This window comes from Acidimicrobiales bacterium, from assembly GCA_041394185.1.
GTDB lineage: Bacteria > Actinomycetota > Acidimicrobiia > Acidimicrobiales > Poriferisodalaceae > JAAETH01.
This window is the reverse complement of the sequence record JAWKIQ010000002.1, coordinates 50,389-74,601: the sequence shown is the minus strand read 5'-3', so window position 1 is coordinate 74,601 and position 24,213 is coordinate 50,389. Positions and strand designations below refer to the sequence as shown.

The following is a 24,213-nucleotide window of genomic DNA, read 5'->3' as shown; positions in this document are numbered from 1 at the left end:
CTACCACCACATCGAGCCTGGGATTCCCTTGAAGGGGCCCTTGATCTCGTCGGTGATCCAGCCCCCATAGAACTCCCCGGGTTGGGGCCTCACCCGTTCGTCGTCGACGTAGCACTCGAAGTGGGCGGGGTAGAAGGCGACCGCGCCGGCTATCGCGGCGAAGCTGCGGCTCGGGTTCTGGTAGCTCCAGGCCCTGCCGACGACCGAGGCGGTGCCAGCCGTGACAGTCCAGTAGGTGGCATCGCCCTTCCACTCACAAAAACTCGTCCCGACCGCGGGCTCGAAGAAGCTCCATTCGACACCGTTGTGCGGCACGTAATAGGTGGGCGGGTGTGATGTCTCCAATACCCGCAGGGCGTGCTTGGTTTCGGCGATCACCAAACCGCCCAGCCGGACGCAGACATGCCGTTCGACGCGTTCTAGAGCCGGCGGCCGCGGGTAAGACCAGACAGACTCTTGGCCTGGACCCACCGGGTCGGGGGAAGGTCTGTGCAGACTCACTAGGCCGACCCTACAAGGCTCTCGCGACGACACCGACCGGTTGCCAGACCCAAGGCAGGGCCGACCGGCCAGTGTCGTGTGGTGGAGGTGGCGGGAATCGAACCCGCGTCCTTCGACGCATCTATGAGTCTTCACCGAGCGCAGTCGATGAGCGATTGTCGGGAGGATGAGGGCCATCGACAGCCCGCAAGCTCCTTATCCGACTGAGATGTTTCCGCAAAGCCGTCGGCATTCGTTGCAGATGAGCCCCGCTTCATGAAGGCACGCCGACTCCGCAGGGCATGGAATCGGCGGCCAACTCACTTACTGACTAAGCCGAAGCTTGATCAGGCAGCGAGCGCCAGGTCGTCGTTAGAAACGTTGGCGTTTGTTGTGTGTTCCGGCTCTTTAACGTGGCTCCGGAGACCACGGCTCGCTTCTCTCACTTCAACTGCCGAAGTCGAAACCGATCACCCCCTGGTGTGAATTGGTCCTTCGATTGTATCGGCCGGGTGTGACAGCTCCCCGGCGACTAGTCGCGGCGCCGGGAGCGATGAGCCAGGGCACGTCGAGCCTCGAGGTCTGCGTCGCGCTTGGCGATCACCTGGCGCTTGTCGTAGTCGCGGCGACCGCGGGCCAGCGCCAACTCGACCTTGGCCCGTCCGTCCTTGAAATAGATCGACATCGGGATGAGCGACAGGTGCTCTTGTTCGGTACGCGCCCGCAGCTTGTCTATTTCGGCTCGGTGCAACAGCAGTTTGCGTCGCCGGTCGGTGATGTGACCGGTGTGGCGAGAAGAGTGGGCCCAAGGAGAGATGACCACTCCGTGAAGCCAGACCTCGCCCTTGTTGTCGACCCGGGCGAAACCGTCGGCTATCTGCACCTTGGCGTCGCGCAACGACTTGACCTCGGACCCCGAGAGTTGGATGCCGGCCTCGTAGGTGTCGAGCACGTCGTAGTTACGCCGGGCGCGCCGGTTGGACGAGATGACCCGATCTCCGTTGTCGTGCTGCTTGACCATGCCTTCGAACTCCTGGGAAGAGCGTACGCAGATAGGCCCCAGATCAGGTGAGGAAACTCACGACCAACCCGATCGGAATACTCAGCCAGCCGACGGCGAGGATGATCAGAGCGATCAGAGCAAAGGTCTTCGACTGGTCGCCGGGCGGATGGCCGCAGCGTCCGATGGTTTCCCAGAGCGCGTCGAGTGCATCTCGGCTGGTCAGCCTGATTCGGCGCCTGGCGATGGCTGCGCCCCGGATGACGATCCAGCTGATGGCGCCGAACACCGCAGCCAGCACGATGGTGGCAACGACCTTGCTCCAAGTCGAAGTCAGAGCCGAGGTCACCACCTGTTGCATCGCCGTGCCCGCCGCCGAAACGGCGGCGCCACCGAGCAGGAAGGTGGGCACACCCAGCGGGTTTCGCTTGAATCCGCTCTGTAGCTTCTCGGTTTCGTACCGCGCCCGTCCCAGCATCGCCCTGGCGGGGTCGTCTACCAGCGCATTGGCCCAACGCCTGGCGTAGAGCTTGTGCATCGAGTCGATGGCGCTCGACACGTAGCTGCGCACGATGAACCCGGTCACCAGCTGGACCAGATAGGAGGCGACGGGGTCGAGCGGACCGGCCGCCTTGACCTTTATCTGGCGCGTGCCGTTGCGGTCGAGAACCTCGAGCGAGCGCACCGCCAGGGCATGGGCGGCCGGGAAGCGATCGGGCCTGCCCAGTGGGCGCCTGGCGGAGACTTCCAGCAGTATCTGCCGGTCGAGCTCGTCGCTTGCGCCCAGCTGGTCGAGGACAGCGTCGGCGGCCGCCTTGTCGGACTTGCGTAACGCCTGGAAGGTGTCGAATTTGGCCTCGAGGTCGTCGAGAAAAAGCCCTCGCTCGTCGGCTGGTGGGGACTGGTCGTTCACCATGACAGGGTCTCCATGGAGCGATATTCCAGCACACATGGCTCGGGCGGCGCCCATGACGCAACCGGCATCCCCTTTGGGCCTACCTTGGTCGCCATGACCCGCAAAGCCGCCGTGACCGCCCTGGTCTTGCTGATCGCAGTGCTTTCCGCCTGCAGCGACAGCGACGATTCCAGCAGCGAAACGACCTTCGCCACCTCGACCAGCGAGGCCACCGGCACCACCGAGGCCGATGCCAGCACAACCACGGCCGCTTCGCAGACCACCACCACCGAGGCCAACACCACCACCACTAGCGCCGCCGAGGCCGAAACCACGACGACGACCACTCCGCCGACCACGGTCGATCCGGGTCCGACGGGTCTGTCGCTGCATGGCGGCGGGTTGGGCCCCGTGGGGTTCGGTCGCGACGTCGACACCGTTCTGGAGTACATGGGCGGCATCTTCGGGCCGGCCACCGAAGACTCGGGGTGGGTCGACAGTTTCTCGGGTTTCGGCACCTGCCCAGGCTCGGAGGTCAGGGGGGTCACGTATGGCTCGCTGCAACTGTTGTTCGGTGGACCCGACGACGATCGCACCTTCTTCAGCTGGGCGTACTTCGACCACGGAAACGGTGATGTGTTCGGGCTTCGGACCCCGTTGGGCATCGGCTTGGGCAGTTCACCGGCCGAGATCGCCGATGCCTATCCAGACGCAGAGTTCGACGAGGGGGACGAGTCGTTGCCTCCCAGCGCACGCTTCGGTGACATGTGGGCCACGCTCGACGCCGATGCCGTCACCTACCTGAGCGGCGGTCTGAGCTGCGGCGAGTGAGCTTGTCGAGCGGCGGTGGCAGATCCTTGTCGGCCAGCAGGTGATGCAGGCGCCGCGACGGTTGGGCAATGCCGGCGCGGTGGCTGATCAGCCCGTTGACCTCTGCTCCGATCAGCAGCGTCATCGCCAGCAGGTACACCAGTGAGAACGCCAACAGAGCGGCGCTGACCACGCCCACGGCGCCGTTGCCGCCCCGGGTCACATTGACATACACCGTGTAGCCCTGCAGCAGCACGGCCCAGGCGACGGCTGTGAAGAGTGCTCCGGGAAAGTCGTAGCGCCAGGGAGTGTGATGGTCTGGTGCCAGGTGAAAAACCGTCGCCATCCATGCGCTGAGCCCTGCCAGCAGCACCAATGGGGTCAGAACCGTCGCCAGAGGACCGACGGAAGGTGCGGCGAACAAGAAGTACACGCCGGCACCCGATGCGCCAAGCGTACCCAGGCCCAGCCCAAGCGCAGTGAGCCTCACGTCGAGCCAAGATCGATCTGACTCGATGTCGTAGGCCACGTCGAGTGCTCTGACGAGCCCGGCGAAGCTGCGCGAGATCGAGTACAGGGCCACGGCGACCGACAGGGTCAAGATTCCCGACCGGTCCTGCTCGAACAGGCCGGCCACGGTGTCGGTCAGAGCCTGGCTCTCGAACGTCGACGACACATAGTCGGTGATCACCTGTTCGGTGTCGGCAGCGAGGTTCTCGCCCAGCAGGCCGGACAGGGAACCCATGGCGGTGACCATCGCCAGCACCGACGCAGGCATGGCCAGGATGGCAAAGAACGAGATGGAGGCCGCCAGGTCGCCGACACGGTCGTCGCTGATTTCGTTCCACAGGTCTCGGATGGTTCGCCACGCCCAGGCAACCCAGGGCACCTCCATCAACCGTCGCATTCGGTCCACCATAGGCACGCCACTAGGCGTCGGGAACGCCGGTGTCTAACCTGATTGGGTGACCTCGCGTCCGATAGCCATGTTCGACAGCGGTTTCGGCGGGCTGACGGTGGCGCGTGCGGTCATCGATTTGTTGCCCACCCAAGACCTGGTCTACTTCGGCGACACCGGGCGATATCCCTATGGCTCGCGGCCCCTGGCCGAGGTGCATGACTTCGCGATGCAGATCGGCACGATGCTGCGGCGCGAGCACAACGCAAAGCTCCTGGTGGTGGCATGCAACACGGCATCGGCTGCCGCCCTGGACGATCTTCGGGCCGAGCTGGACATCCCGGTGGTCGGCGTCATCGAGCCCGGCATCATCGCTGCTTCCAAGGCATCGAGGACCGGGCGCGTCGGGGTGATAGGCACGGTGGGCACCATCGAGTCGGGTGCCTACCCGTCAGCGGTTGCTCAGAACGGTCTGACGGTCGAACTGACGCCGTGCGCGTGCCCGGGGTTCGTCGAGTTCGTCGAGCGGGGAGAGACCGACGGACCCGGTGTGCACGTCTTGGCTCAGCGGCTGCTGGAGCCCGTGATCCACGCCGAGGTCGACACGTTGTTGTTGGGGTGCACCCATTACCCGTATCTCGCTCGCACCATCGGCGACGTCATGGGACGCGAAGTCGTGCTGGTGTCGTCGGCCGACGAGACGGCCTTCGAGGTCAGGCGCTTGCTGGTCGAAGACGGCAGGCCCGGACGAGTCGGCAGGCGGACGTTCATCAGCTCGGGTGATGCCAGCGTGTTCGAGACGATAGGTAGGCGCCTCTTCGGCGCCGAATTGGTCGGTGCCAAAGAGCACCGTTGGGATGTTTGATGCTGTCTTTGACGGTTCTTGGCTGCTCTGGTTCGTACGCTTCGGCCTCCGAGGCATGCAGTGGCTATCTCGTGCAGACCGAGACCACCAGCATCTGGGTCGACTGCGGGCCAGGAACCCTCAGCGCGATTCAGAGATGGATCGACCCCACCCGCTTGGACGCCATCGTGGTTTCGCATCAGCACCCGGATCACTGTGCCGAACTGCCGGTGTTCTACAACGCCCTCAAGTGGTACCTCGGTGGCAAGCGGATGCCCGTGTACGCCGCGAGCGGCGTGTTCGAGGTCAGCGCGGTTCACGTTCCAGATCTGACCGATGTGTTCGACTGGACCGTCATCGATGCGACCTCGCAGGTGCGCATCGGCGACGTCGATGTGTCGTTCGATCGCACCGATCACACCGTCGAGACACTTGCCTGTCGATTCGACAGTGACGGTCGTTCGATCGTCTACACCTCCGACACCGGTCCGGGTTGGGATCCATCAGGTCTTGCGGCCGACGCCGACGTCTTGCTGGGCGACGCGACCGTGCTGCACGATCAGGTTCACGACGGGTTGCCGCACATGAGCGCCAGGCAGCTGGCCGAGGCCGCGACCCGGGCGCGTGTGGGCGAGCTGGTCCTCACCCACCTGGCGCCGGGTTCTGACCCGGCAGCGTTCATGCAGGAGGCAACCGAGCACTTTGGCGGGCCCATCGGGTGTGCGTCGGGCGGGGTGGTCGTTGTGGCCGGCCGCCACGTGTGAAGATCACTGCTAGCCCCACACCCAGGAGACAAACAGATGCGCCCAGACGGCAGAGCCAACGACGAGCTCCGCGCCATCCACTTTCAACGCGACTTCACCGATGCAACACCGGGCTCGGTGCTGGTGTCGTTCGGCCGTACCAGGGTGCTGTGCACCGTTTCGGTCAACGAGTCGGTGCCCAGGTGGATGGCTGGACAGGGGCGCGGCTGGGTGACCGCCGAGTACTCGATGCTGCCGGGTTCTGGCGCCGAAAGGGTCGGCAGAGAGGCCAAGAAGGGTAAGCAGAAGGGGCGCACCCTCGAGATCGAGCGCCTCATCGCCCGGTCGCTGCGAGGCGTGACCGACCTCGAAACTCTCGGCGAGCGCGAGGTGACCGTCGACTGCGACGTGCTTCAGGCCGACGGCGGCACACGCACAGCGTCGATCTGTGGAGGGTGGGTTGCCCTGCACGATGCCTTCGAGCGCCTGGTCGGCTCAGGATCGCTCGAGGCCAACCCGATCACCGACAACCTGGCCGCGATCTCGGTGGGCATCATCGACGGCGAACCCCGCCTCGACCTGCCCTACGTCGAAGACTCGTCGGCCGAGACCGACATGAACGTCGTCATGAACGGCCGCGGCGAGTTTGTCGAGATCCAGGGCACGGCCGAGGGTCAGACGTTCACCAGAGCCGAGCTCGACGCCTTGCTCGATCTGGCTCAGGCCGGAATTGGGCGCATCATCGAATTGCAGCGCGCCGCCATCGACCCCTCGTCAGGGGAGCCGTCTTGAGCCAGTTGCGCCTGGTGTTGGCGACCGCAAACCCCCACAAGGTGACCGAAATAGCCGAGCTGTTGCCCGGCGTCGAGCTGGTGCCCAGGCCCGACGAGGTGCGTGAGGTCGTCGAGGACGCAGGCACCCTGGTGGGCAACGCCAGGCTGAAGGCGCTTGCGATCTGCGATGCAACCGGGGAAGCGGCCGTTGCCGATGACACCGGGCTCGAGGTCGACGCGTTGGGCGGCCTTCCCGGCGTCGAGTCGGCGTACTACGCGGGTCCCGAGCACGATTCGGACAAGAACGTCGACAAGCTGCTCGCCGAGATGGATGGTGTGACCGACCGTTCGGCTCGGTTCCGCACCGTGGCCCTGGTGAGGTTCCCGGACGGTTCCGAGGTCGTCGCCCAAGGAGTGGTCGAAGGCCATATCGCAACGTCGCGCCGGGGTCCGCACGGCTTTGGCTACGACCCTGTGTTCATACCCGCGGACGGTGACGGTCGCTCGTTCGCAGAGATGTCACAGGCAGACAAGTCGGCCATCAGCCACCGCGGTCGGGCGTTTCGCTCGTTGGCCGACCTACTGGCCTGATTCCGGTCCTGGCCCGCCGCACCACGCGTCACCAGTGGCGCAGGTCTATGGCCCATCGATCGGTGACGTGGCCGTCGGTCACCACCACCAGTTCGGGGTGCTTCGCCATCGTCGGGTCGATATGGGCTGGCACCAATCTCACACGGTCGCCCACCGAAAGTCGCTCGGCCGGGCGAAACACCGTGTGCTCGTCCGAGCAGTACACGATTTCGGCGGCCTGCAGCACCTCTGGCAGGCCGTGGTCCATGCCCAAGGCCTTCAGCCCCGCGTCGCAGACCACATAGTCGGGTGCCACAGAGATCACCGTCGACTCGACGAACAACCCCTGTACGAACGGGAGGTCCTGTTGGGTGTACGCGGTGTCCATCAGCACGTAGCTTCCCGCCTGCAGTTCGTTGACCAGCCGGTTGACCAACCAGGTGCCCGAACCGCCGCCGCTGATTATGTCGCCACCGACCGCCTGGTGTGCCTGAGCCAGCATCTCCATGGCCCTGTCGGTCAGGCGAGCCTTGCGTTCGGGGTCGGTCTGGCCCATGGCGTGACCCTCGTAGCCCATGACACCCCTGACCGTGAGGCCCTTCGATCGGGCCAGGTCGGCCAGCGGGCCGGCTTCTTCGACGGCGCAGCCGCATCTGAATCCCACCCGAACATCGATCAAGACCTCGTGTATGCCGTTGTCTGCCGCAGCCTCGACGGTCTGCGGACTGTCGACGGCCACGGTTACACGTCCGCCGCACTCGGCCATGGCCCTTATTCGCTGGGCGTCGACGGTCTGGTTGGCCAACAAGAGGTCGTCGCCCAGACCGGCTTCGGCCATGCCGATGACCTCGCGCGGCGTTGCGCAAGTGAAGGCCGTGTGACCGAGTTCTGCCTGACGTCTGGCCAGCGCGGTGGTCTTGTGGGCCTTGACGTGCGGACGCAGCGATGTTCCCGGCCACCGCTCGGCCATCGTTGCCAAGTTGTGTTCGAGTGCGGCCGAATCTGCCCAGAGCACCGGTGTGGACAGGTCGCCGAGCGTTTCAGGGTTGCTCACAGATCGTTGCTTACCAGGTGATCGCGACCCTTGCCCAACGTCGCCGACTTCGCTTGGCGTTGCGGCTCGGCGGTCGACCGGTACATTGCGATCGGAGCAGGCAGCCACATCGGGCCTGCCGGCACCTACGAAACGGAGCTCAGCAAAGATGACGATGCCCATCCAGAACCTCTCAAACGCCGGGTCGGGCACCCCGTTCGACATCTACGCCAAGCTGCTCAACGATCGGATCGTCTTCCTCGGCACCGAGGTCGACGACGACATCGCCAACCAGGTAGCGGCTCAGATCCTGTACCTCGAGGGTCAAGACCCGGAGGCCGACATCTGGCTCTACATCAACTCGCCGGGTGGTTCGGTGTCTGCGGGCATGGCCATCTACGACACGATGCAGTTCGTGCAGTGCGATGTCGGCACCCTGTGCATGGGCATGGCAGCTTCGATGGGCCAGTTCCTGCTGACCGCCGGCGCGCCGGGCAAGCGATACTGCCTGCCTCACGCTCGTGTGATGATGCACCAGCCCCTCGGTGGCGTGCGCGGTCAGGCTTCCGACATCGCCATCCAGGCCGAGCAGCTTGCCTACATCAAGCGGCTCATGGCCGAGCGCATCGCCCAGCACAGTGGCCAGTCGGTCGAGCAGATTCAAGCCGACTCAGAGCGCGACCGTTGGTTCACGGCCGAGGAGGCCAAGGAATACGGTCTGTGCGACAACGTCATCGTCAAGCGAGGCGAGATCATCTGAGGCTGTCGCCGCGGCCCTCAGGGGGCCGCGGCGCAGTTTCGAGCTGCGTAGGCGGCTATCTGCTCCATGGCAGCCGGCGCGTCCGGCTCGGCCGTGGTGGCGTCGGCCAGCAGGGCTGCACGGTCGAACGGGTCGTCTGGGTTCGCATTCAGAGCCGCTTCGGCCAGAGCCACACCGAAGCGTGCCACTGCTGCCGTCTGCTCGCTGATGTCGTCTGGGGCCACCTCTGCCAGCCGTTCGAAGTGGTCGCTGAACTCTGACAACGACTCGTGCACCGCAACGCTGTCGTCGAGATCGATCTGACCGAAGCTCACGTCGGCCTCTTGCATCACGTCGAGCTGGTCGCAGAACGCCTCGAGGCTGCGACCGCCGTCGCTGCACGACGCCAGCACACCCACCAGCACCACCGCGAGAGCGCAACGGGCCACAGGGAACGACCTCACGGCCTGGCGGCCTCGGCGCGCGAGCGCAGATCGGCGACGCCGAATGCAAGACCCTCCGGGTACTTGAACAATGCACTCCCGCTGATGAACACATTGGCTCCGGCCGCGGAGGCACCTGCGATGGTCGAAGCGCTGATGCCGCCATCGACCTCGACCGAGACGTCCTCGAAGCCGCCTCGGTCGAGCATTTCGCGGACCCTACTGATCTTGGGCTCCATTGTTGAGATGTAGGCCTGACCCCCGAATCCGGGGTTCACCGTCATCACCAGAACCATGTCCAGCAGATCGAGCACGTTTTCGATTGCAGTCACTGGAGTCGACGGATTGAGTGCCACCGCGGCCTCGGCACCCAGCTCGCGAACGCGCGACAACGTGCGGTGCAGGTGCGGTGTGGTCTCGGCGTGGATGATCAACATCTGGCAGCCGGCCTCGACATACAGGTGCATCAGATCGTCGGGGCGTTCGACCATCAGGTGTGCCTCGAACGGCACGTCGACGTGCGATCGCGCCGCTGCGATGACGTCGGGACCGAAGGTCAGGTTCGGCACGAAATGCCCGTCCATGACATCCCATTGGATCTTGTCTACGCCCGCTTGGGCCAGAGCCATGCACTCGGTACCAAGCCGGGCGAAGTCGGCGGGCAAGACGGACGGGACGATCTGAACGGGGGGCGTCATTGGTCGGAATCCTGCTGTGACGACGGGTGGTTCGCTGGACAGTATCGTCCCGATCGTGACTTCGGGAGCCGCCGACAAGCCAATCTCCGCCGTCGACGGATCGATTGTCGCGGTCGAGTCGTTCGCGGTCGGGGGCAGGGGAGTGGCGCGGCTCGACGATGGTCGGGTCGCCTTCGTCGATGGTGCAGTTCCCGGCGACATGGTGCTCGTCTCGCTGCTGTCGCAGAAGCGCAGATACGTCGAGGCCGAGGCCGTCGAGATCGCTCGGCCCTCGCCGATTCGGGTCGAACCCTGGTGCCCCCACCGGGCGGAGGGCTGTGGCGGATGCGATTGGCAACATGTCGAAGCGGCCGCTCGGCGCCGACACCAGGTTGGTCTGATCGCCGAGGTGCTTGACCGCAGCGTGGGAGCCTCGATCGAGGTCGAGCATGCGGGCTCGGTTCCAGACCGTCACTACCGGACCTCTGCTCGGTTGTCGATCACCGGTGGGCGTGCCGGCTTCAAGCGGAGCCGATCGGCTGAGGTTGTGCCGTTCGGGTCTTGTGGTGTGCTGCACGACGGGCTCGGGTGGGTCGCCGAGGTCGATTGGGGCGGGGCCGACGAGGTCATGGTTCGCCATAGCGGTGCCGATGGCGTTTCGCTGGCCGTGGTGCACCCATCTGTCGAACACATCGATGCGCCAGATTCGGTCACGATTGTGGGTGCCGACGAGATTCGCGCCGGCAGGCGCGCCTGGATCTACGAGCAAGCGGCTGGACAACGATTTCGGCTATCGGCGGGTGCGTTCTTCCAGTCGGGGCCGGCCGCAGTCGAGTTGTTGGTCGACACGATCGCTCAGCGGGTCGGTAACGAGCTTGCGGCCTCTAGCCGAGTTGCCGACCTCTACGGCGGGGTTGGTGTGTTCACCAAGGCCCTGGCTTCGATGGCTCCCCGAGCCGAGTGGCTGGTGGTCGAATCGAACCGATCGGCGGTGGCCGATGCTCGAGTCAATCTCTCCGATGTGCAGGCGAGAGTCATCGCCACGAAGGTCGAGCGTTTGCGCCCTGCCCGGTCATCGGTGGTCATCGCCGATCCTCCCAGGTCGGGTTTGGGAGCCAAAGGGGCCAAGGTCGTGGCCGACATGCAGCCCGAGTCGGTGGTGCTGGTCTCGTGCGACGCGGGCGCGCTGGCCCGAGATGCCAGGCTGTTGGCACAAGCGGGTTTCCAGTTGCTTTCGGCAGACGTGCTCGATCTGTTCCCGCAGACGTCGCACGTAGAGGTTGTGTCTGTCTTTGGTGGTCGATGAATGCACATTCGCACTGCATCCGGTCACTGGGCGTACACTCACAGAACATGAGGTGGGCACCCAAGAGACTCGAGCGAAAACCGCGCCCCGACCAGGGCGAGTTCGCGGCCAAGTCGGATTTTGACCTGATCGCCATGGCGCCGCTCGACCAGTGGGCATTTCCGGAGTTCTACCGGCGGCACTTCTTTGGACTCGCCGGCTTTGTCATGACGCGTGTCGGCGATGTCGAGATTGCGCATTCCATCGCCAACGAGGCCATGGCCATAGGGCTCGAACACGCCATCGAACGCGACCGCGAGTCGATAATCGATCCGCCCGCATGGATCTACGAGCTGACACTTCAGCTTCTCGACGACTTTCGCAGCACCGGCGTGCTTCGTTCCGAGGCGACCGCCAGGGTGGGGCTCGATCTTCCGGTGACCGAGGAACGACTTCAGCGAGTTCGGTCGGAGGCCGAACGTGTTGTCGCTGCGATCGGAGAGGCGGAGGGCTGAGCGATGAGGAGGCGGTGGGCCGGCGGGAACGCCCGCAGATCTCGAGACCTGAGTTCGATGACCGACACCGAGCTCCTCGCTGCCGTCCCTTACGAGCAGTGGGCGTTTCCCGAGTTCTATCGTCGCCATTTCTTCGACGTAGCAGGCTGGATGTTCCGGCGTACCCACGATGCCGGTACCGCCCACGCCTTGGCCAACGAGGCCATGGCACTTGCATTCCAGTGGGCCGTCAAACCCAATCGTGCCGAGGTCGAGTTTCCGAAGGCCTGGGTCTTCACCATCGCCAGGCACGAATTGGCCAGGTGGCGCAAGCGGGGTATGGTCGAAACCCCGGCATCGGACGATGTGGGCCTGGCCATGCCTGTCGCCGACAGCCGTCTCGAAGCCATCGTCGAATACTCCGACCTGTACGCAGCCCTCGACGAGTTGTCCGATGATGAGGCGCTGGCCCTGGTGATGGGTTACGGAGGCGGACACACCACCGAGGAGGTGGCCGAGATGATCGGTCGCAGCCGCGAAGCAACAAAGAAGATGATGCAACGGGCCAAGTCGCGGGTGCGCGATCGGCTCGAGATGGGTGAAGGGGGCTGACCTCGGTGGCAGCAGACGAACTTCGGACCGATCCTTTTGCCTGGGCTCTTGCCAAACACCACGTTCAGGTGGTTGCGCCACGCCAGGCCAAGACCCGTCGTCGCCGGCTGACAGCGATGCTGCTGTCGGCTTCGTTTCTGGCCGTCGTCGCCTCCTGGATTGGCGTGTCGACCCTGTCAGCCGATGCGCCGCCGGCCGCATGGATCGAGGCGGGTTCCGGCGGAGGAGCCTCCTTAGGGGTCAACGCGGGAGCGTCCGAGCGCGAGATGATCGACGAGCTGAGGGCTCTGCTGCGTAAAGCAGAGCTCGACATCGAGGTCGACTCGTACCCCGTGCGGGGCCCAGTGGCCGGCCGGCTGTTGCCAGAGGGCGACGGAATGACCCTGGTCGACCGCGACCCGGCGCTCGACAACACGGGTACCCAGATCGAACTGGCCGCCGGCGCTACTGGCACCATCTTGGTGACCACGCCGGCGGCCGAGAACGAAACCCAGCTCCTCCCCGGACTAGACATGCGCTGTGCTGTCAGGGGTTTGTCCCTGGCCGAGGCCAGGAGGGTTGCCGCAGGTGCCGGATTCGAGGTGTCGATACCCGACGGGTTCGACGTGGCCGAGACGTCGGTGGTTGCTGACGCACTCACCCAGGGCTCAACCGTCTACGTGTTCTTCGACATCCCTCTCTCGGACCAGAACTGCTAGCGAACCAGAGCCCTACAGGTACTGCACCGAGTTCGCCCGGTCGATCATGTAGCTGAGGTTGCCGTTGGGCCAGGTGCTTTGATAGCTGCCGCTCAGGGCGTAGCTGTCGAAGTGCTTGACCCGGTCGCATCCGCTGCCGTACGTGACGGTCGAATTGATGCGGTTGACCCAATTGCTCGGAAGGTTGAGCCACCCACCGCTGCAGCTGGAGCCCGCGATCGACAAGCTCGAACCCGAGTAGTTGCTTCCCTCCCAGTGGCGGGCGAGTGTTGCGTAGCGGGCTCCCGCGGCAACCTCTCCCTCGGAGGCCCACTGGCCTACACCAACCGACGCCGCAAGGCTGTCGAAGGAGCCGGTGGTGCACTCGGGCTCGGAAAGGACGAACTCGCCGTCGTCGTTTTGGCCGAGTACCACCGCAATGCAGTGTTCTTGCTCCTCGGCCGATGACCACGAGTTCTTTCCGAACGCGAGCATTGGGACGGATACGGCCAGGGCCGCGATGATCAGCAGGTACCGCCGCACAGCGATCTCCTCCAGATTGGTCCCACCCAGCTCTGGCGGCCACGGACCGTAGCCGCATGTCGTGAAGAGCCGCAAGGAGAACTTCCGGTTCACCTGTCCCCAGAAGCGCCCGATCGTCCTCTCAACTGGCAATTGGGAGGACCATCATGGTCACTGCGGTCGGCGAGATCCCGCCAACATCACAGCAGCGAGAGGCTCTCAGGGCATTTGTCCTGTCTGCCACCACTGCCGAGGTCGTGGATCGACTCGCGCGTTCTGAGGGACGGCTCCGCGAGCTCGACGAACAACTTCAGCTGATGCGCGAGAGCCTCGTCGACCACGAGGCCTGAGCCTGCGACCAGCCGGTCGCAGCGCTCGGGTTTCGGGTCCTCCTATTTTGTCGCGCCCAAATTCGCGCTTGCGACCAAGGGTCGTTTGACGCGAGTCTCTGTCGAGACCCCCGGTTCGGTGGCCATGTCTGTCCTCCCACCCGGCTCGGCTGATGCCGAACCGGAGGGTCAACCCTCTAGGGGCTCGCCCAGCTTGGCTGCGATGGCTCGCCAAGCCCCGTCGGCGATGAAGCGGTAGCCCTTGTCGCCGGGGTGGAAGCGATCGGCGGCCAAGGTGTTGGACCGCTCGGGCCACCGGTAGGGCTCGAACAACGTCACGTCGCCCTTGTCTGCGGCCGCGGCGAACGGACCGCGAATCGCACGATTTCGAGCTCGGCCGCCAGGCCCTGCGATCTTGCCGAGCAGTGTGCCCGCGGGCAAAGACGTCACGAGCGACTCGGCATCTTCTCGCATCGTTTCGGCCCTGGCTCCTGCGATGAAATCGTTGGTGCCGATCATGCAAGTGACCAGGGCGGGCTCGAGGTCGAAGCGGTCGATGAGTGGTATCTGCTCGTCGACAACGTGGAACATTCGAGCACCTGTCATGGACAGATTGACCACGCGCCAACTGGGGTCGAAGGTTTCGCGCAAGCGGGCCAGAACCTCGGGCACCCAGCCAGTCTGGGGTGAACTGGCGCCCACGCCCTGGGTGGCCGAGTCGCCCAGGGCAACCCATAGAGGTCCTGGCGATGCAAGCGCCAACTCGTTCTGCTGATCCCAGTACCGAGCGAAGGGTTCGCGTTGTGAGTCGACCTCGCGAACACCGCTCAGGAAGATCGAAGCGATGCGAGCCAGGTTCCAGGGTTTGCGCTTGACCCGCAGGGTAGGCAGCCGCGGCTGTTCGGTCTCTTCCACGGGCTTCTGGTCAGTCCCAGCGGCGGCTGCCGGCCTTCCAGTCCTCGACGATCGCAGCCTCGCCGGGCTCGGCTCCGAAAGCCCGCAACTGTGGCCGCTCTCGAAGGCTGCGCTTCATCTCGGCGAAGCCGGGGAACGATGCCATCGTGACCACGGCGTCCCACAGCCTCAGTGCGTCCTCGTCGGTTGGGACGCGGCTGATGACGGGGCCGAAGAACGACGGGCCATCGGGTGGATTGAGCGACAGGATCGGTGTGCCCACGTCGCGACCAGTGCGCGAGAACGCCAGATCGGTCTCGGCTTCCAGTTCGGCATCCCATGACGTGTCATCTGCGGCCTCGGCAAACGACAGAGCGAGGCCCGCTGTCTCGAGTGCCGACTCGATGGCCTGGCGGCTACCCGGCGGCACTCGGTCGTCGGTCGGGTAACTGTCGAACACCTGCGAGCCCATGGCGGTGTAGAGCCCGCCCAACACGTCGCGGCCCACAGCGGCCCTCACGGCCGCCGCGGTGCGCAACATGCGCAGCCCTGCTGTGTGGCCGGCCTCGTATTCGGGCGGGAAGTGGGTTGCGTAGTCGACGTCTTTGTTGATTATGCGAAGCGAGATGAAACGCCAGTCGACGGTGAGGCCTCTCTGCTGGACGACCTTGTTGACCCAGCGCGATGTGATCCATGCAAACGGGCAAACCGGGTCCCAGAAGAACTCGAGGTCGTAGTGATCGGAGCCGTTGGCGTTGGACATGTGATGACCATACAAGCGTCGGGGGTTGCAACCGCCCGCTCAGACCCGCACGGGCAGGGTCTTTGCGCAGTTCAAGAAGTTGGAGTGCGCCCGCGTGGCGGGTGCGGTGACATCTATCGAGGGATAGGCCTCCAGCAGCGCCCTGAGCATCATCTTGATCTGCAGGCGTCCCAGCCTGGCGCCCAGGCAGAAGTGTGTGCCGATGCCGAACGCCAGGTGATGGTTGGGCTCGCGGGTGATGTCGAACTCGTCGGGTCGGTCGAACATCGCCGGGTCACGATTGGCCGCCGGATACCACATCAGCAGCTTGTCGCCCGCCTTGATGTCGGCCCCAAGCAGGTGGTGGTCGACCGTCGCCGTGCGTCTGAAGTGCAGCACCGGGTTGGTATAGCGAAGGGCCTCCTCGACAAAACCCGGGAGGTACCGATCGAGGTCCGACATCAACAACTCGCGTTGGTCGGGAAACTCGCTGAGCATCTGCATGCAGCCGGTCAAAGACGACCGCGTCGTCTCGTTGCCTGCCACCAACAGCAGGTACCAGAGCATGATTATTCGTTCGTTGGTTAGGGGTTCGCCTTCTATCTCGGACTTGATGAAGGCGCTGACCAGGTCGTCGCCCGGGGCCGCCCGGCGGTCGGCGATGACGGCTCTGCCGTATGCGAACAGCTCGTCCTTGGCGCGCAGGAAGTCCTGCACGGTGCCACCGAAGTCGGGGTCGTGGTTGCCGATGATCTTGTTGCTCCAGTCATAGAACTGGCGCCGATCTTCGGCCTTGACACCGAGGATGTGCGACAGGGTCAGCAGCGGCAGCTCCGACGCGACCATCTCGACGAAGTCGAAACGATCGAGACCCTCTAGCCCGGCGACGACGTCGTCGCAGTATCGGGCTATGGCTTCGGTCAGCCCTGCAACACCCTTCGAGCCGAACGGTTCGCGGATCGAGTTGCGAAACAGGGTGTGATCGGGCGGGTCCATCGCCATCAGGTTCATTCGGGTTTCTTCGAGAATGGCCCCCGATATGTCGGCTCCGGTGAACCCGCCCAGCCAAGACGAGTAGGTGGTGGGATCGAGCGAGATCGTGCGTATTCCCTCGTGGCTGGTGACACACCAGAAGCCCGGTCCGTGTTTGCCACCTTCACGGCGCGGTGGCTCTGGATGCCACGCCACCGGGGCGGCCTCGCGGAGCTTCGCGAACTCGCCATAGGGAGGTCCGGACTTGAACGTCGCCGGGTCCCAGAGGTTCACATCGATGAAGTCCGGTGCGTAAGGAGATCGCTGGGTTTCCATGTTTCTCGCCCCTGTTCTGGTCGCACAAACTAGTCGGGGCAGGCCACACTGTCGGCATGTGTGAAGAGCCGTTGGGTCGCCTGGCGAGGTTGTTGCCGTGAAGTTCGTGGTGCGGTCCGGCGATGTCGAGGTGGCTGTGGCCGACCCCACGATGCTGAGGGCACTGGGACTTCCGGCCGGCGGCATCGTGACCCTGGGTTCGACCCATGTACTGGTCAAACCCGGCGAGGTCGCCTCACCTTCGTATCTGATGGTCGGAGCCAGGGACCTGGCCAACTCGGGCCTCGGTGTCGGATCGCCTGTGGACATCAAGCGCAAGGTGCTGGGACCCGCAGAACGGCTGGTGGTCGACGATCTGCCCCCCGACCTTCATGGCGTGCTTCACGCACTTCACGGCAGGCCGGCCACAGCGGGCGACTCGCTGAAGGTTCACGGCGCCTATCTGCAGGGCGGCGAAGATGTCAACCTGCGGGTTCTGGAGGTGGTGCCCGACGGCGTCGGGCTGATCGGCGCGCAAACGCTGGTGACCACCGAGCGGTCGACCACATCGGTTCGGGTGGGCTCGCCGTCCATCAGCGGTGCCCCCGTTGTCGGCGGCCCCGCCAAGCCGTCGATGGCGACCGCCTTGCTGGCCGGTCTCGAAAACGAGGTCGATCTGTTGACGGGCTGGTTCTCGCTGCTTGCAGGCCCCACCGACCTGGCCGGGTCGTGGGGTCTTCCCGAGGTGGCCGGAGTGCTGCTGGCCGGTCCCAACGGTTGCGGCAAGTCCGAGCTCGTGGCGGCGGCTGCGGCCAGAGCCGGCTGCAAGGTGGTCGAGATCGACCTGACGCTGGTGTTCAAGGCCGAGAGCCTGCTCGACAAGCTGTCGGCGGCCATCGAATCGGCAGACGGTCCCACCGTGATACACGTGGATCGGCTCGAAGCGATCACGGGCGACGGCACGCTGATCACGTTCAGGACTCAGGCCGCGGCCATTCTCAGGTGGTTCCTCGATGCTGTGGCCGACAAGCCCAGGCTCGCATGTGTGCTGGGCGTGACCTCGCTGGGGCAGCTCCATACATCGGTTGTCACGTCGCCCCTGCTGCCGCGTTCGATAACCATCCCGCCACCCGATGTCGACAGGCGCAGGTTGCTGTTCGAGGCTGCCACCGCTCGGTTGCCCACCGACGAACTCGATTCGGCACGGCTGGCAGCCGCCTCGTCGGGGTTCTCGGGCGCCGACATCATGGCCTCGGTGGTGCAGGCCTCAACCGTCATCGCCCGCGCCGGAGGCCGGCTCTCGACCGAGCTGATCCTCGAGTCGATCAGGGTGGTGACTCCCTCTTTGGGGTCGGTCCCGGTTGGCGAGATGACCTCGTTCGGGTTCGACAAGGTGGCCAACCTCGAGGATGTCAAGCAGCGCCTGACCGAGGCGGTGATCTGGCCGGTGGCCAACCCCGACCGTTTTGTCCAGCTCGGCATCGAGCCGCCAAAGGGCGTGCTGCTGTACGGCCCGCCCGGCACAGGTAAGACCTTTGTGGTGAAAGCCCTGGCCCACGAGGCCGGCGCAGCGTTCTTCTCGATCAAGGGTGCCGAGCTGCTCGACAAGTATGTGGGCGAGAGCGAGCGCGGGGTTCGTGAGGTGTTCGCCCGGGCCCGGGCAGCGGCACCTTCGATCATCTTCTTCGACGAGTTCGATGCTCTGGCCCCGGTCAGGGGGCGCTCGTCCTCGACGGTGTCTGACTCTGTGGTGGCTGCACTGTTGACCGAGCTGGATGGCGTGTCGGACAGAGGTCAGGTGGCGGTGATCGCCGCGACGAACAGGCCCGACCTGATCGACCCGGCACTGCGACGCGCCGGGCGTTTCGAGGTGCACATCGAACTTGGTCTGCCGCCTGCCGAGTCGCGTCGCAAGATGCTCGACCTGTCAGATGTGCCCCTGGCCGAAGACGTCGATCTCGACGAACTGGCGCGGCGGTGCGAGGGATTGAGCTTTGCCGACATGGCCGGACTGCTGCGCGAGGCAGCACTCGACACACTGCGAGGCGATCACGGTGCGATGACGGTGGGCTGGCCCCAGCTCGAGTCTGCCCTGGCTCGTTTCCAGAACCGGGTCGACGACTGACCTTCAGCCGATGGAGTACACATCGGCGGCGGTGCCGTAGAACATGCGGTCCCGCTCGGTGTCGTCGAAGCTGGCTGCGATCTTCTTCAGGCCGTTCCACATGACGTGGTACGAAATCGACCATCTGTCGACGGGGAAGTTGCTCTCGAACATGCAGCGGTCGGGGCCGAAGCAATCGATCATGTGCAAGTACCAGCGTTCCTGGGCCTGAACGAACTCATCTGAGGTCGGTGGCCGTTCGGCGGTGTCCCAGCCGAACCCGTTGTCTGGCATCGCCATGCCGCCGAGTTTGGCGACGACGTTGGGGAACTTGGCCAAGGCCGCGATTCCAGCCTTCCACACCGGGTAGATCTCGTCGTGGCAGCCGGCGAAACGCCCGACGCCCAGGGGGGTGCTCAGGTGGTCGAGGACGATGGTCGTTGCCGGCGCTGCGGCCGCCAGATGGGTCAGCTCGTCGAGCTGATAGTGGTACTGCCAGGTGTCGTAGGTGAGGCCCAGCTCGCCCAGCCGCCGAACTCCGCGCTGAAAGGCGGCGTCTTCGTAGAGACCTTCGGGCGCCGCGCCTGGAATGCGCATGCCCGTGGGGTCGATCGCCCGGCTGCCGGCGTGGCGTATGCCCTTGAACAGCGATCCGCCGGCCTCGGCGTGGGCATCGAGAACCTCGTCTAGCTCGTCGAGCCTGAGGTCGGCGTGGGCGACGATGCCCTTGATCTCGGCCTTGCCAGAGCGGGCGCTGGCGGCCGCGTTGGCGGCGACGAACTCGGTCTCGCCGATGGGGCGCAGGTGCTGGGGGCCATCGGTCCTGTAATTCGACCTGCACTCGACGAACACGGTGGCGACCACGTTGTGGCCCGATTCGGTGTCGGAGTGCAGTTGCTCGAGGGTGTACGGAATGCGCCCGTCGGGGCCCCACAGGTGGTGGTGTGGGTCGATGATGCGCTGATCGGGGTCGACGATGTCTTCGACGACCTGGGCGAGCCACTCGTTAGAACCTGGTTCCATGAAACTGATTCTCCCAGACGCGCCAGTTTGCATAGGCATTTGCGTCGACGCCTGCTCAGGCGGTGGCCCAGGGCACCTCGCAGGCCTGTCCGATCTCGACCTCGACGCTGACGGCACGGTTGCGGTGTGTTCCAGCGCACCAGGTCGGGAACACGAACGAGTACAGCCCTCCACCTCCGGCAGCCACGATCAACACGTCGTCTGGTGAACCGAACGCAGGCTTGCCGTTGCGCATCAGAGCGCGCTCGAATATTCGCTCGGCGACTGATGCCTTGGTGTGTCCGGCCCGGTGCAGGTGGTCGACCTGGTCGGGGTTGATCACCACCACCGCCTGCCCGCGCCCGAGGTTCGCATTGTTCGTGCCGGGGGCGGCCAGCATCGCCGCCAGGCCGTCGATCAAACGGTTGGGCGATTCGGGGTCGTCACCGTCTCCGATGTGGATCACCGAATGCGGCGGTTCAGTACCGATGACGGTGACCACCGACTGCTCGGCCGTGAACCCGCGGGTGGTGTGCAGCTGCGCCCAAGGGCTGCGCTGGTCTTCGGCCAGGCATTGGCCGAACTTGCCGCCGTGGCCCAGCAGCGTCATGTCGGACGATCCGGGTCTGCCGCCTCCGATGTTGATCATGGCCAACCTCAGAGCGCGGCCGATGGATGCGTTGGCCCTGTGGCCAGGCCCCAGCGCGCCGAAACCCGCCGCGACCCCACACGCTTGGGCGGCAGGGCCGTTGACGATGATCAGCGGTGCGGTTCCGAACGTCGTGGCCTGCATCTCGGTGAGATCGAACTCGGGCTGCATGACCGCCATCGCCGCTGCCAACACGATCGGCATGTGGTCGGGCAGGCAACCGGCCATGACGGCCGCCGCCGCCAGCTTCTCGACCGTGCAGGTTCCCATCATCGGCCCCATGATCCCCAGCGATGCGTCGGGGGGATAGCCGGTGGCGACGACCATGCGCTCGACTCGCTGGGGCGTCGGCACGATGACCGGCAGACCGTCGGTGCAGCCCATCTCGTGCAGCATCTCGATCGCCGCGTATTCGTCGGGTGCCTCGATCATGGCCTGGCCTCCAGCGCCGCAACGATGTGGGGTGCCACATCGCGGGCGATCGCCTGCATGCGGCCCGAGCCCGTGCCCGCCACCGGATGCGGCAGGCGCACGCGCGGCACGGTCGGCATGCCAAATGCGTTGGCCACGAAATCGCCCTGCGCCCAGAACTCGTCGGTCACCAGGGCAACAGCGGGCAGGCCTCGCATGGCCGAGTTCAATCCGTCACGAACCGTGCCGGTTGTGCAGCTGCCTCAATGGCCGTATGCCGCCACCACCGCCGAGCACTCGGCGGCGATGGTCGACAGCATCTGGTCCGAGGCGATCGAAGACGCGTCGCCCTTGTCGTAGCGTCGGAATCCGGCATTGGGCAACAGATCGGCCAAGGCGGCCTCGACGTGATCGAGGAAGGCGACAGAGTCTGGGAACCCGTTGGCCAACAGTCCGATAGTGACCTGGTTGCTGGTGTCGAGCCGAAGCTCGTAGGCCGTCGGCTCGGTCGCGACGTCGGCCCGCGGATCTACGAAAGCGATGCTCATGTTCTCGAAACTAGTTGCCCCGGCGTCGGGCACTATGGTCGACCGCCATGAGTGGTCTTGATCGAGCATCAAACGAGGTCACGGGTGGCGTGGCGATGGCCCGCCAGCTGGTCGAGGAGGGGGTCACCCATGTATTCGCCATTCCCGGCGTGCAACTCGACTACGCCACCAACGGGCTGGCCGCGTACCGAGACCAGATCACCCTGATAAACGCCAGGCACGAGCAGACCACGACCTACGCGGCAGACGGGTACCACCGCACGACGGGTCGAATCGGCGTGGCCTTGGTGGTCCCGGGCCCCGGGGTGTTGAACGCGGCCGCAGGTTTGGTGACCGCGCTGGCTTGTTCGTCGAAGGTGCTGCTGCTGTCGGGTCAGATTCCCAGCCATGGCCTGGGTAAGGGGCTGGGACTGTTGCACGAGATCCCCGACCAGTCGGGCATCTTGCAGACCCTGTGCCGATCGTCGGTGCTGACCCGCTCGGCCGGTGAGGTCGCAGGTGCCATTCACGGGGCCTTCGTGCAGTTGGGCAAGGGTCCTGGCCCGGTGGCCGTGGAGATTCCGCCCGACGTGTTGTCGGCCCAGACCGACGGGGCTGCCATCGGTGCCGAACCCTCGGGGACCCCTGCCGGTGGTTCCGCGACAGAGCTTGCCGCGGCGGCCGAACGCTTGCTGGCGGCCGAGCGACCCGTCATCTATGCAGGCGGCGGGGCCCGAGCCGCCGACGCCTGGGACGAACTGCACCGCGCGGCAGAACTGCTGGGAGCGCCTCTGATCGCCAGTACTGGCGGAAAGGGATCGTTCGACGAGGGCCACGCCAATGCTCTGTTGCCCCTCGCCCATCACGAGCTGATGTGGCGGGCCGACGCGGTGCTGGTTGTCGGCAGCCGCACGGTCAGCCCCCGAGCGGGTGCGTTGAAGATCAACCCCGACGCATTCCAGATATCGATCAACGACGACCCCAACGCCTTCGGTCCGCCACGCGACTTCGACCTGGCGGTGTTGGGAGACGCCCGCACGAGCCTGGCCGTGCTTGCCGAGCAGATCGAGCGCGAGACGGGTGGCGACCATCGTCGGCTCTGGATCGACGATCTCGACGACGTCAAGGCCAGGGCTCACGAACGACTCGCGGGGTTGGAGCCGCAGATGTCGTATGTGGCGGCCCTGCGTCAGGCGATGCCCGACGACGCCGTGCTGGTCAACGAACTGACCCAGGTCGGGTATGTGTCGCGGTATGGCTTCGAGGTCAGGCACCGTCGCAGCTATGTCGACCCGGGTTATCAGGGCACGTTGGGTTACGGATACCCCACCGCCATCGGGGCTGCTGTCGGCAACCCCGATCGTGCCGTGGTGTCGATCAACGGCGACGGCGGATTTGGCTATGGGTTGGCCGAGATGGCAACGGTGATGAACCACGACATCCCACTGGTGGGTGTGGTGTTCAGGGACGACGCCTTCGGCAACGTGCAACGGATGCATCGCCAGCAGTTCGATGGCGATCACCATGGCACCGAGCTGTTCAACCCCGACATGCTGACGCTGGCGCGCGCCTACGACATGGACGGCTATCGCGCCGAGTCACCAGACGAGCTACGACGCATGCTCGACCAGGCGATCCAGGCACGCCGCCCCGCCCTGATCGACGTTCCCATCGGCGCGACCCCCGACCCCTGGGCCCCGGTGTTGCGCCCTTGGCAAGGCTGACCGGCCCCGGACGGGCGCCGCGCACCTGACGAGGGCGGTCAGGGCTTGCGGCCGGTGGTGCGGGTGAGCACGCCGGGAACGAAGTCGACGTTGTGTACGTCGACGAAGCCGGCGGCCTCGAAGTAACCGATGCACTCGGTGATCGAGTGCGAGCGTCCGCCGCTGCCGTAGTTGATCTCGGCCATTCCCCAGAGCGCGGCGTCCAGAGGGCCGATGCCATCGGCGTTCAGGGTCTCGCCGATCAGGTGCATCTCGCCGCCGGGCTCGAGGGCCTCGAAGGTCTTGGCCACGACCTTGGCGATGTTGGCCGAGTTGTAGATAGGCAGGTTCGATGCCATCACCGCCACGTCGCAACCCTGAGGCAGCGGATCGTTGATGAAGTCACCGCCCACGGTCGACACCCGATCCGCGACGGCGTTTTGTTCGAGGTACTCCTGCGTAACCACCGTCACGGGTGGCAGGTCGAAGACGATTGCCTCCAGCCCGTCGAACGACTGAACGGCGTTGATGGAATAGGCGCCAGAACCACCGCCCAGGTCGAGCATGCGCTTGCGCCCACTGAGGTCGACGGTGCGACAGAACCTGCGTCCGGCTCCCATCCCGATGCTGTAGGTGGCCGAGTGATACTTGCGGGCCCGCTCGACGGTGAGGTCGTCGTACATGCCCAGCTCGCTGGGCGGGGTGGGGTCGGTCAGCTTGGATGTCAGGTCGAACCAGTCGGGCACCTCGTGGCGGGTGAAGGTCATCCATGGCCCGGCGTATCGAGGTGACCCCTTCACCATGAACTTCTCACAGTCGGCGGCGTTGACGATTCGGCCGCTTTCGTCTTTGTCGAGCAGACCCATCGCCAGGCAGACGACCACCAGCCGCTCGGCGTTCAGTTCGCTGGTTCCCATCGCCGCTGCCAACTGATCGATGCTGCCCGCCCCGTTGGACACGTGGGTGAACAGCTCCAGATCGATGGCCGAGTAGAACACGGCTGTCTCGGTATAGGCCCTGGCCAGCTTCTGAAGCCTTGTGGTGTCGACCTTGTCGTTGCTCATTTGTGC

29 protein-coding genes and 1 other RNA gene are annotated in these 24,213 nt (G+C 65.2%); 13 read left to right on the top strand and 17 right to left on the bottom strand.

What is annotated here, in order from left to right:
- From R2770_07890 to R2770_07875, 4 genes are all read right to left on the bottom strand, one after another.
- Positions 1-471: a DUF427 domain-containing protein gene (locus R2770_07890; protein MEZ5280380.1), complete on the bottom strand. Its 471-nt coding sequence runs from the start codon at positions 469-471 to the stop codon at positions 1-3.
- 109 nt (positions 472-580) lie between these two features.
- Positions 581-958: a transfer-messenger RNA gene (gene ssrA / locus R2770_07885) on the bottom strand.
- Positions 959-1,012: 54 nt separating this feature from the next.
- Positions 1,013-1,501, bottom strand: a complete 489-nt coding sequence (smpB, locus tag R2770_07880; protein MEZ5280379.1) for an SsrA-binding protein SmpB — start codon at positions 1,499-1,501, stop codon at positions 1,013-1,015.
- 43 nt (positions 1,502-1,544) lie between these two features.
- Positions 1,545-2,393: a hypothetical protein gene (locus R2770_07875; protein ID MEZ5280378.1), complete on the bottom strand. Its 849-nt coding sequence runs from the start codon at positions 2,391-2,393 to the stop codon at positions 1,545-1,547.
- Positions 2,394-2,489: 96 nt separating this feature from the next.
- Between R2770_07875 and R2770_07870 the strand changes: the two genes are divergently transcribed.
- Entirely contained in the window at positions 2,490-3,206 is a 717-nt protein-coding gene (locus tag R2770_07870) for a hypothetical protein (protein MEZ5280377.1), read from the top strand.
- Here R2770_07870 and R2770_07865 read toward each other — a convergent pair.
- Positions 3,169-4,092, bottom strand: a complete 924-nt coding sequence (locus R2770_07865; GenBank protein ID MEZ5280376.1) for a YihY/virulence factor BrkB family protein — start codon at positions 4,090-4,092, stop codon at positions 3,169-3,171. The two genes, R2770_07870 and R2770_07865, sit on opposite strands and share 38 nt — an antisense overlap.
- 58 nt (positions 4,093-4,150) lie before the next feature.
- Between R2770_07865 and murI the strand changes: the two genes are divergently transcribed.
- Genes murI through rdgB form a run of 4 tightly spaced genes read left to right on the top strand, consistent with a single transcriptional unit; the run spans position 4,151 to position 7,034 of the window.
- Positions 4,151-4,948 (top strand): glutamate racemase, encoded by a 798-nt coding sequence (murI, locus tag R2770_07860; protein ID MEZ5280375.1) that lies wholly within the window; start codon positions 4,151-4,153, stop codon positions 4,946-4,948.
- Positions 4,948-5,691: an MBL fold metallo-hydrolase gene (locus R2770_07855; protein MEZ5280374.1), complete on the top strand. Its 744-nt coding sequence runs from the start codon at positions 4,948-4,950 to the stop codon at positions 5,689-5,691. Before murI ends, R2770_07855 begins: the two co-directional genes overlap by 1 nt.
- A 36-nt stretch (positions 5,692-5,727) precedes the next feature.
- Positions 5,728-6,462 carry a ribonuclease PH gene (gene rph, locus R2770_07850; protein ID MEZ5280373.1) on the top strand — a complete coding sequence of 245 codons (735 nt, stop codon included), beginning with the start codon at positions 5,728-5,730 and terminating at the stop codon, positions 6,460-6,462.
- Complete coding sequence (rdgB, locus tag R2770_07845; protein ID MEZ5280372.1) at positions 6,459-7,034, top strand: RdgB/HAM1 family non-canonical purine NTP pyrophosphatase; 576 nt, start codon at positions 6,459-6,461, stop codon at positions 7,032-7,034. Before rph ends, rdgB begins: the two co-directional genes overlap by 4 nt.
- A 28-nt stretch (positions 7,035-7,062) precedes the next feature.
- Here the strand turns inward: rdgB and R2770_07840 are convergent, their stop codons facing one another.
- Positions 7,063-8,067 carry an alanine racemase gene (locus R2770_07840; GenBank protein MEZ5280371.1) on the bottom strand — a complete coding sequence of 335 codons (1,005 nt, stop codon included), beginning with the start codon at positions 8,065-8,067 and terminating at the stop codon, positions 7,063-7,065.
- A gap of 148 nt (positions 8,068-8,215) precedes the next feature.
- Between R2770_07840 and R2770_07835 the strand changes: the two genes are divergently transcribed.
- Positions 8,216-8,806, top strand: coding sequence for an ATP-dependent Clp protease proteolytic subunit (locus R2770_07835; protein MEZ5280370.1), 591 nt, complete (start codon positions 8,216-8,218; stop codon positions 8,804-8,806).
- Positions 8,807-8,823: 17 nt separating this feature from the next.
- Here the strand turns inward: R2770_07835 and R2770_07830 are convergent, their stop codons facing one another.
- Together R2770_07830 and rpe are read right to left on the bottom strand one after the other, a co-directional pair.
- Positions 8,824-9,249 carry a hypothetical protein gene (locus R2770_07830; GenBank protein ID MEZ5280369.1) on the bottom strand — a complete coding sequence of 142 codons (426 nt, stop codon included), beginning with the start codon at positions 9,247-9,249 and terminating at the stop codon, positions 8,824-8,826.
- Positions 9,246-9,926 (bottom strand): ribulose-phosphate 3-epimerase, encoded by a 681-nt coding sequence (gene rpe / locus R2770_07825; GenBank protein MEZ5280368.1) that lies wholly within the window; start codon positions 9,924-9,926, stop codon positions 9,246-9,248. The genes R2770_07830 and rpe overlap by 4 nt, the downstream gene beginning before the upstream one ends.
- Positions 9,927-9,981: 55 nt before the next feature.
- On the opposite strand from rpe, the gene R2770_07820 reads away from it, so the two are divergent.
- Genes R2770_07820 through R2770_07805 form a run of 4 tightly spaced genes read left to right on the top strand, consistent with a single transcriptional unit; the run spans position 9,982 to position 12,994 of the window.
- Positions 9,982-11,211, top strand: coding sequence for a methyltransferase (locus R2770_07820; protein MEZ5280367.1), 1,230 nt, complete (start codon positions 9,982-9,984; stop codon positions 11,209-11,211).
- A gap of 47 nt (positions 11,212-11,258) precedes the next feature.
- Complete coding sequence (locus R2770_07815; GenBank protein ID MEZ5280366.1) at positions 11,259-11,705, top strand: hypothetical protein; 447 nt, start codon at positions 11,259-11,261, stop codon at positions 11,703-11,705.
- A 57-nt stretch (positions 11,706-11,762) separates the two neighbouring features.
- Complete coding sequence (locus R2770_07810; protein ID MEZ5280365.1) at positions 11,763-12,296, top strand: RNA polymerase sigma factor; 534 nt, start codon at positions 11,763-11,765, stop codon at positions 12,294-12,296.
- 5 nt (positions 12,297-12,301) lie between these two features.
- Entirely contained in the window at positions 12,302-12,994 is a 693-nt protein-coding gene (locus R2770_07805) for a hypothetical protein (protein MEZ5280364.1), read from the top strand.
- Between the two features lie 12 nt (positions 12,995-13,006).
- On the opposite strand, the gene R2770_07800 is transcribed toward R2770_07805, so the two are convergent.
- Positions 13,007-13,609 (bottom strand): hypothetical protein, encoded by a 603-nt coding sequence (locus R2770_07800; protein MEZ5280363.1) that lies wholly within the window; start codon positions 13,607-13,609, stop codon positions 13,007-13,009.
- A gap of 53 nt (positions 13,610-13,662) precedes the next feature.
- On the opposite strand from R2770_07800, the gene R2770_07795 reads away from it, so the two are divergent.
- Positions 13,663-13,845: a hypothetical protein gene (locus tag R2770_07795; GenBank protein ID MEZ5280362.1), complete on the top strand. Its 183-nt coding sequence runs from the start codon at positions 13,663-13,665 to the stop codon at positions 13,843-13,845.
- 168 nt (positions 13,846-14,013) lie between these two features.
- Here the strand turns inward: R2770_07795 and R2770_07790 are convergent, their stop codons facing one another.
- The 3 genes from R2770_07790 to R2770_07780 are packed head-to-tail and all read right to left on the bottom strand — an operon-like array spanning position 14,014 to position 16,768.
- On the bottom strand, positions 14,014-14,739 hold the full coding sequence (locus tag R2770_07790) for an SGNH/GDSL hydrolase family protein (GenBank protein ID MEZ5280361.1): 726 nt from the start codon (positions 14,737-14,739) through the stop codon (positions 14,014-14,016).
- 10 nt (positions 14,740-14,749) lie between these two features.
- A complete protein-coding gene (locus R2770_07785) occupies positions 14,750-15,481 on the bottom strand; it encodes a DsbA family protein (GenBank protein MEZ5280360.1) in 732 nt (243 codons plus the stop codon).
- Between the two features lie 39 nt (positions 15,482-15,520).
- The gene (locus tag R2770_07780) at positions 15,521-16,768 is read right to left on the bottom strand and encodes a cytochrome P450 (protein MEZ5280359.1); all 1,248 of its coding nucleotides are present in this window, start codon (positions 16,766-16,768) and stop codon (positions 15,521-15,523) included.
- 97 nt (positions 16,769-16,865) lie between these two features.
- Between R2770_07780 and R2770_07775 the strand changes: the two genes are divergently transcribed.
- The gene (locus R2770_07775) at positions 16,866-18,872 is read left to right on the top strand and encodes an ATP-binding protein (GenBank protein ID MEZ5280358.1); all 2,007 of its coding nucleotides are present in this window, start codon (positions 16,866-16,868) and stop codon (positions 18,870-18,872) included.
- Between the two features lie 3 nt (positions 18,873-18,875).
- Here R2770_07775 and R2770_07770 read toward each other — a convergent pair whose 3' ends face one another.
- The 4 genes from R2770_07770 to R2770_07755 are packed head-to-tail and all read right to left on the bottom strand — an operon-like array spanning position 18,876 to position 21,461.
- A complete protein-coding gene (locus tag R2770_07770) occupies positions 18,876-19,874 on the bottom strand; it encodes an amidohydrolase family protein (protein MEZ5280357.1) in 999 nt (332 codons plus the stop codon).
- Between the two features lie 55 nt (positions 19,875-19,929).
- Positions 19,930-20,934 (bottom strand): hypothetical protein, encoded by a 1,005-nt coding sequence (locus R2770_07765; protein MEZ5280356.1) that lies wholly within the window; start codon positions 20,932-20,934, stop codon positions 19,930-19,932.
- Complete coding sequence (locus R2770_07760) at positions 20,931-21,131, bottom strand: hypothetical protein (GenBank protein ID MEZ5280355.1); 201 nt, start codon at positions 21,129-21,131, stop codon at positions 20,931-20,933. Before R2770_07760 ends, R2770_07765 begins: the two co-directional genes overlap by 4 nt.
- Positions 21,132-21,176: 45 nt before the next feature.
- On the bottom strand, positions 21,177-21,461 hold the full coding sequence (locus R2770_07755; protein ID MEZ5280354.1) for a hypothetical protein: 285 nt from the start codon (positions 21,459-21,461) through the stop codon (positions 21,177-21,179).
- A 47-nt stretch (positions 21,462-21,508) separates the two neighbouring features.
- On the opposite strand from R2770_07755, the gene R2770_07750 reads away from it, so the two are divergent.
- Positions 21,509-23,164: a thiamine pyrophosphate-binding protein gene (locus tag R2770_07750; protein ID MEZ5280353.1), complete on the top strand. Its 1,656-nt coding sequence runs from the start codon at positions 21,509-21,511 to the stop codon at positions 23,162-23,164.
- Between the two features lie 38 nt (positions 23,165-23,202).
- Here the strand turns inward: R2770_07750 and R2770_07745 are convergent, their stop codons facing one another.
- Positions 23,203-24,207, bottom strand: coding sequence for a methyltransferase (locus R2770_07745; protein MEZ5280352.1), 1,005 nt, complete (start codon positions 24,205-24,207; stop codon positions 23,203-23,205).
- Between the last annotated feature and the right edge of the window lie 6 nt (positions 24,208-24,213).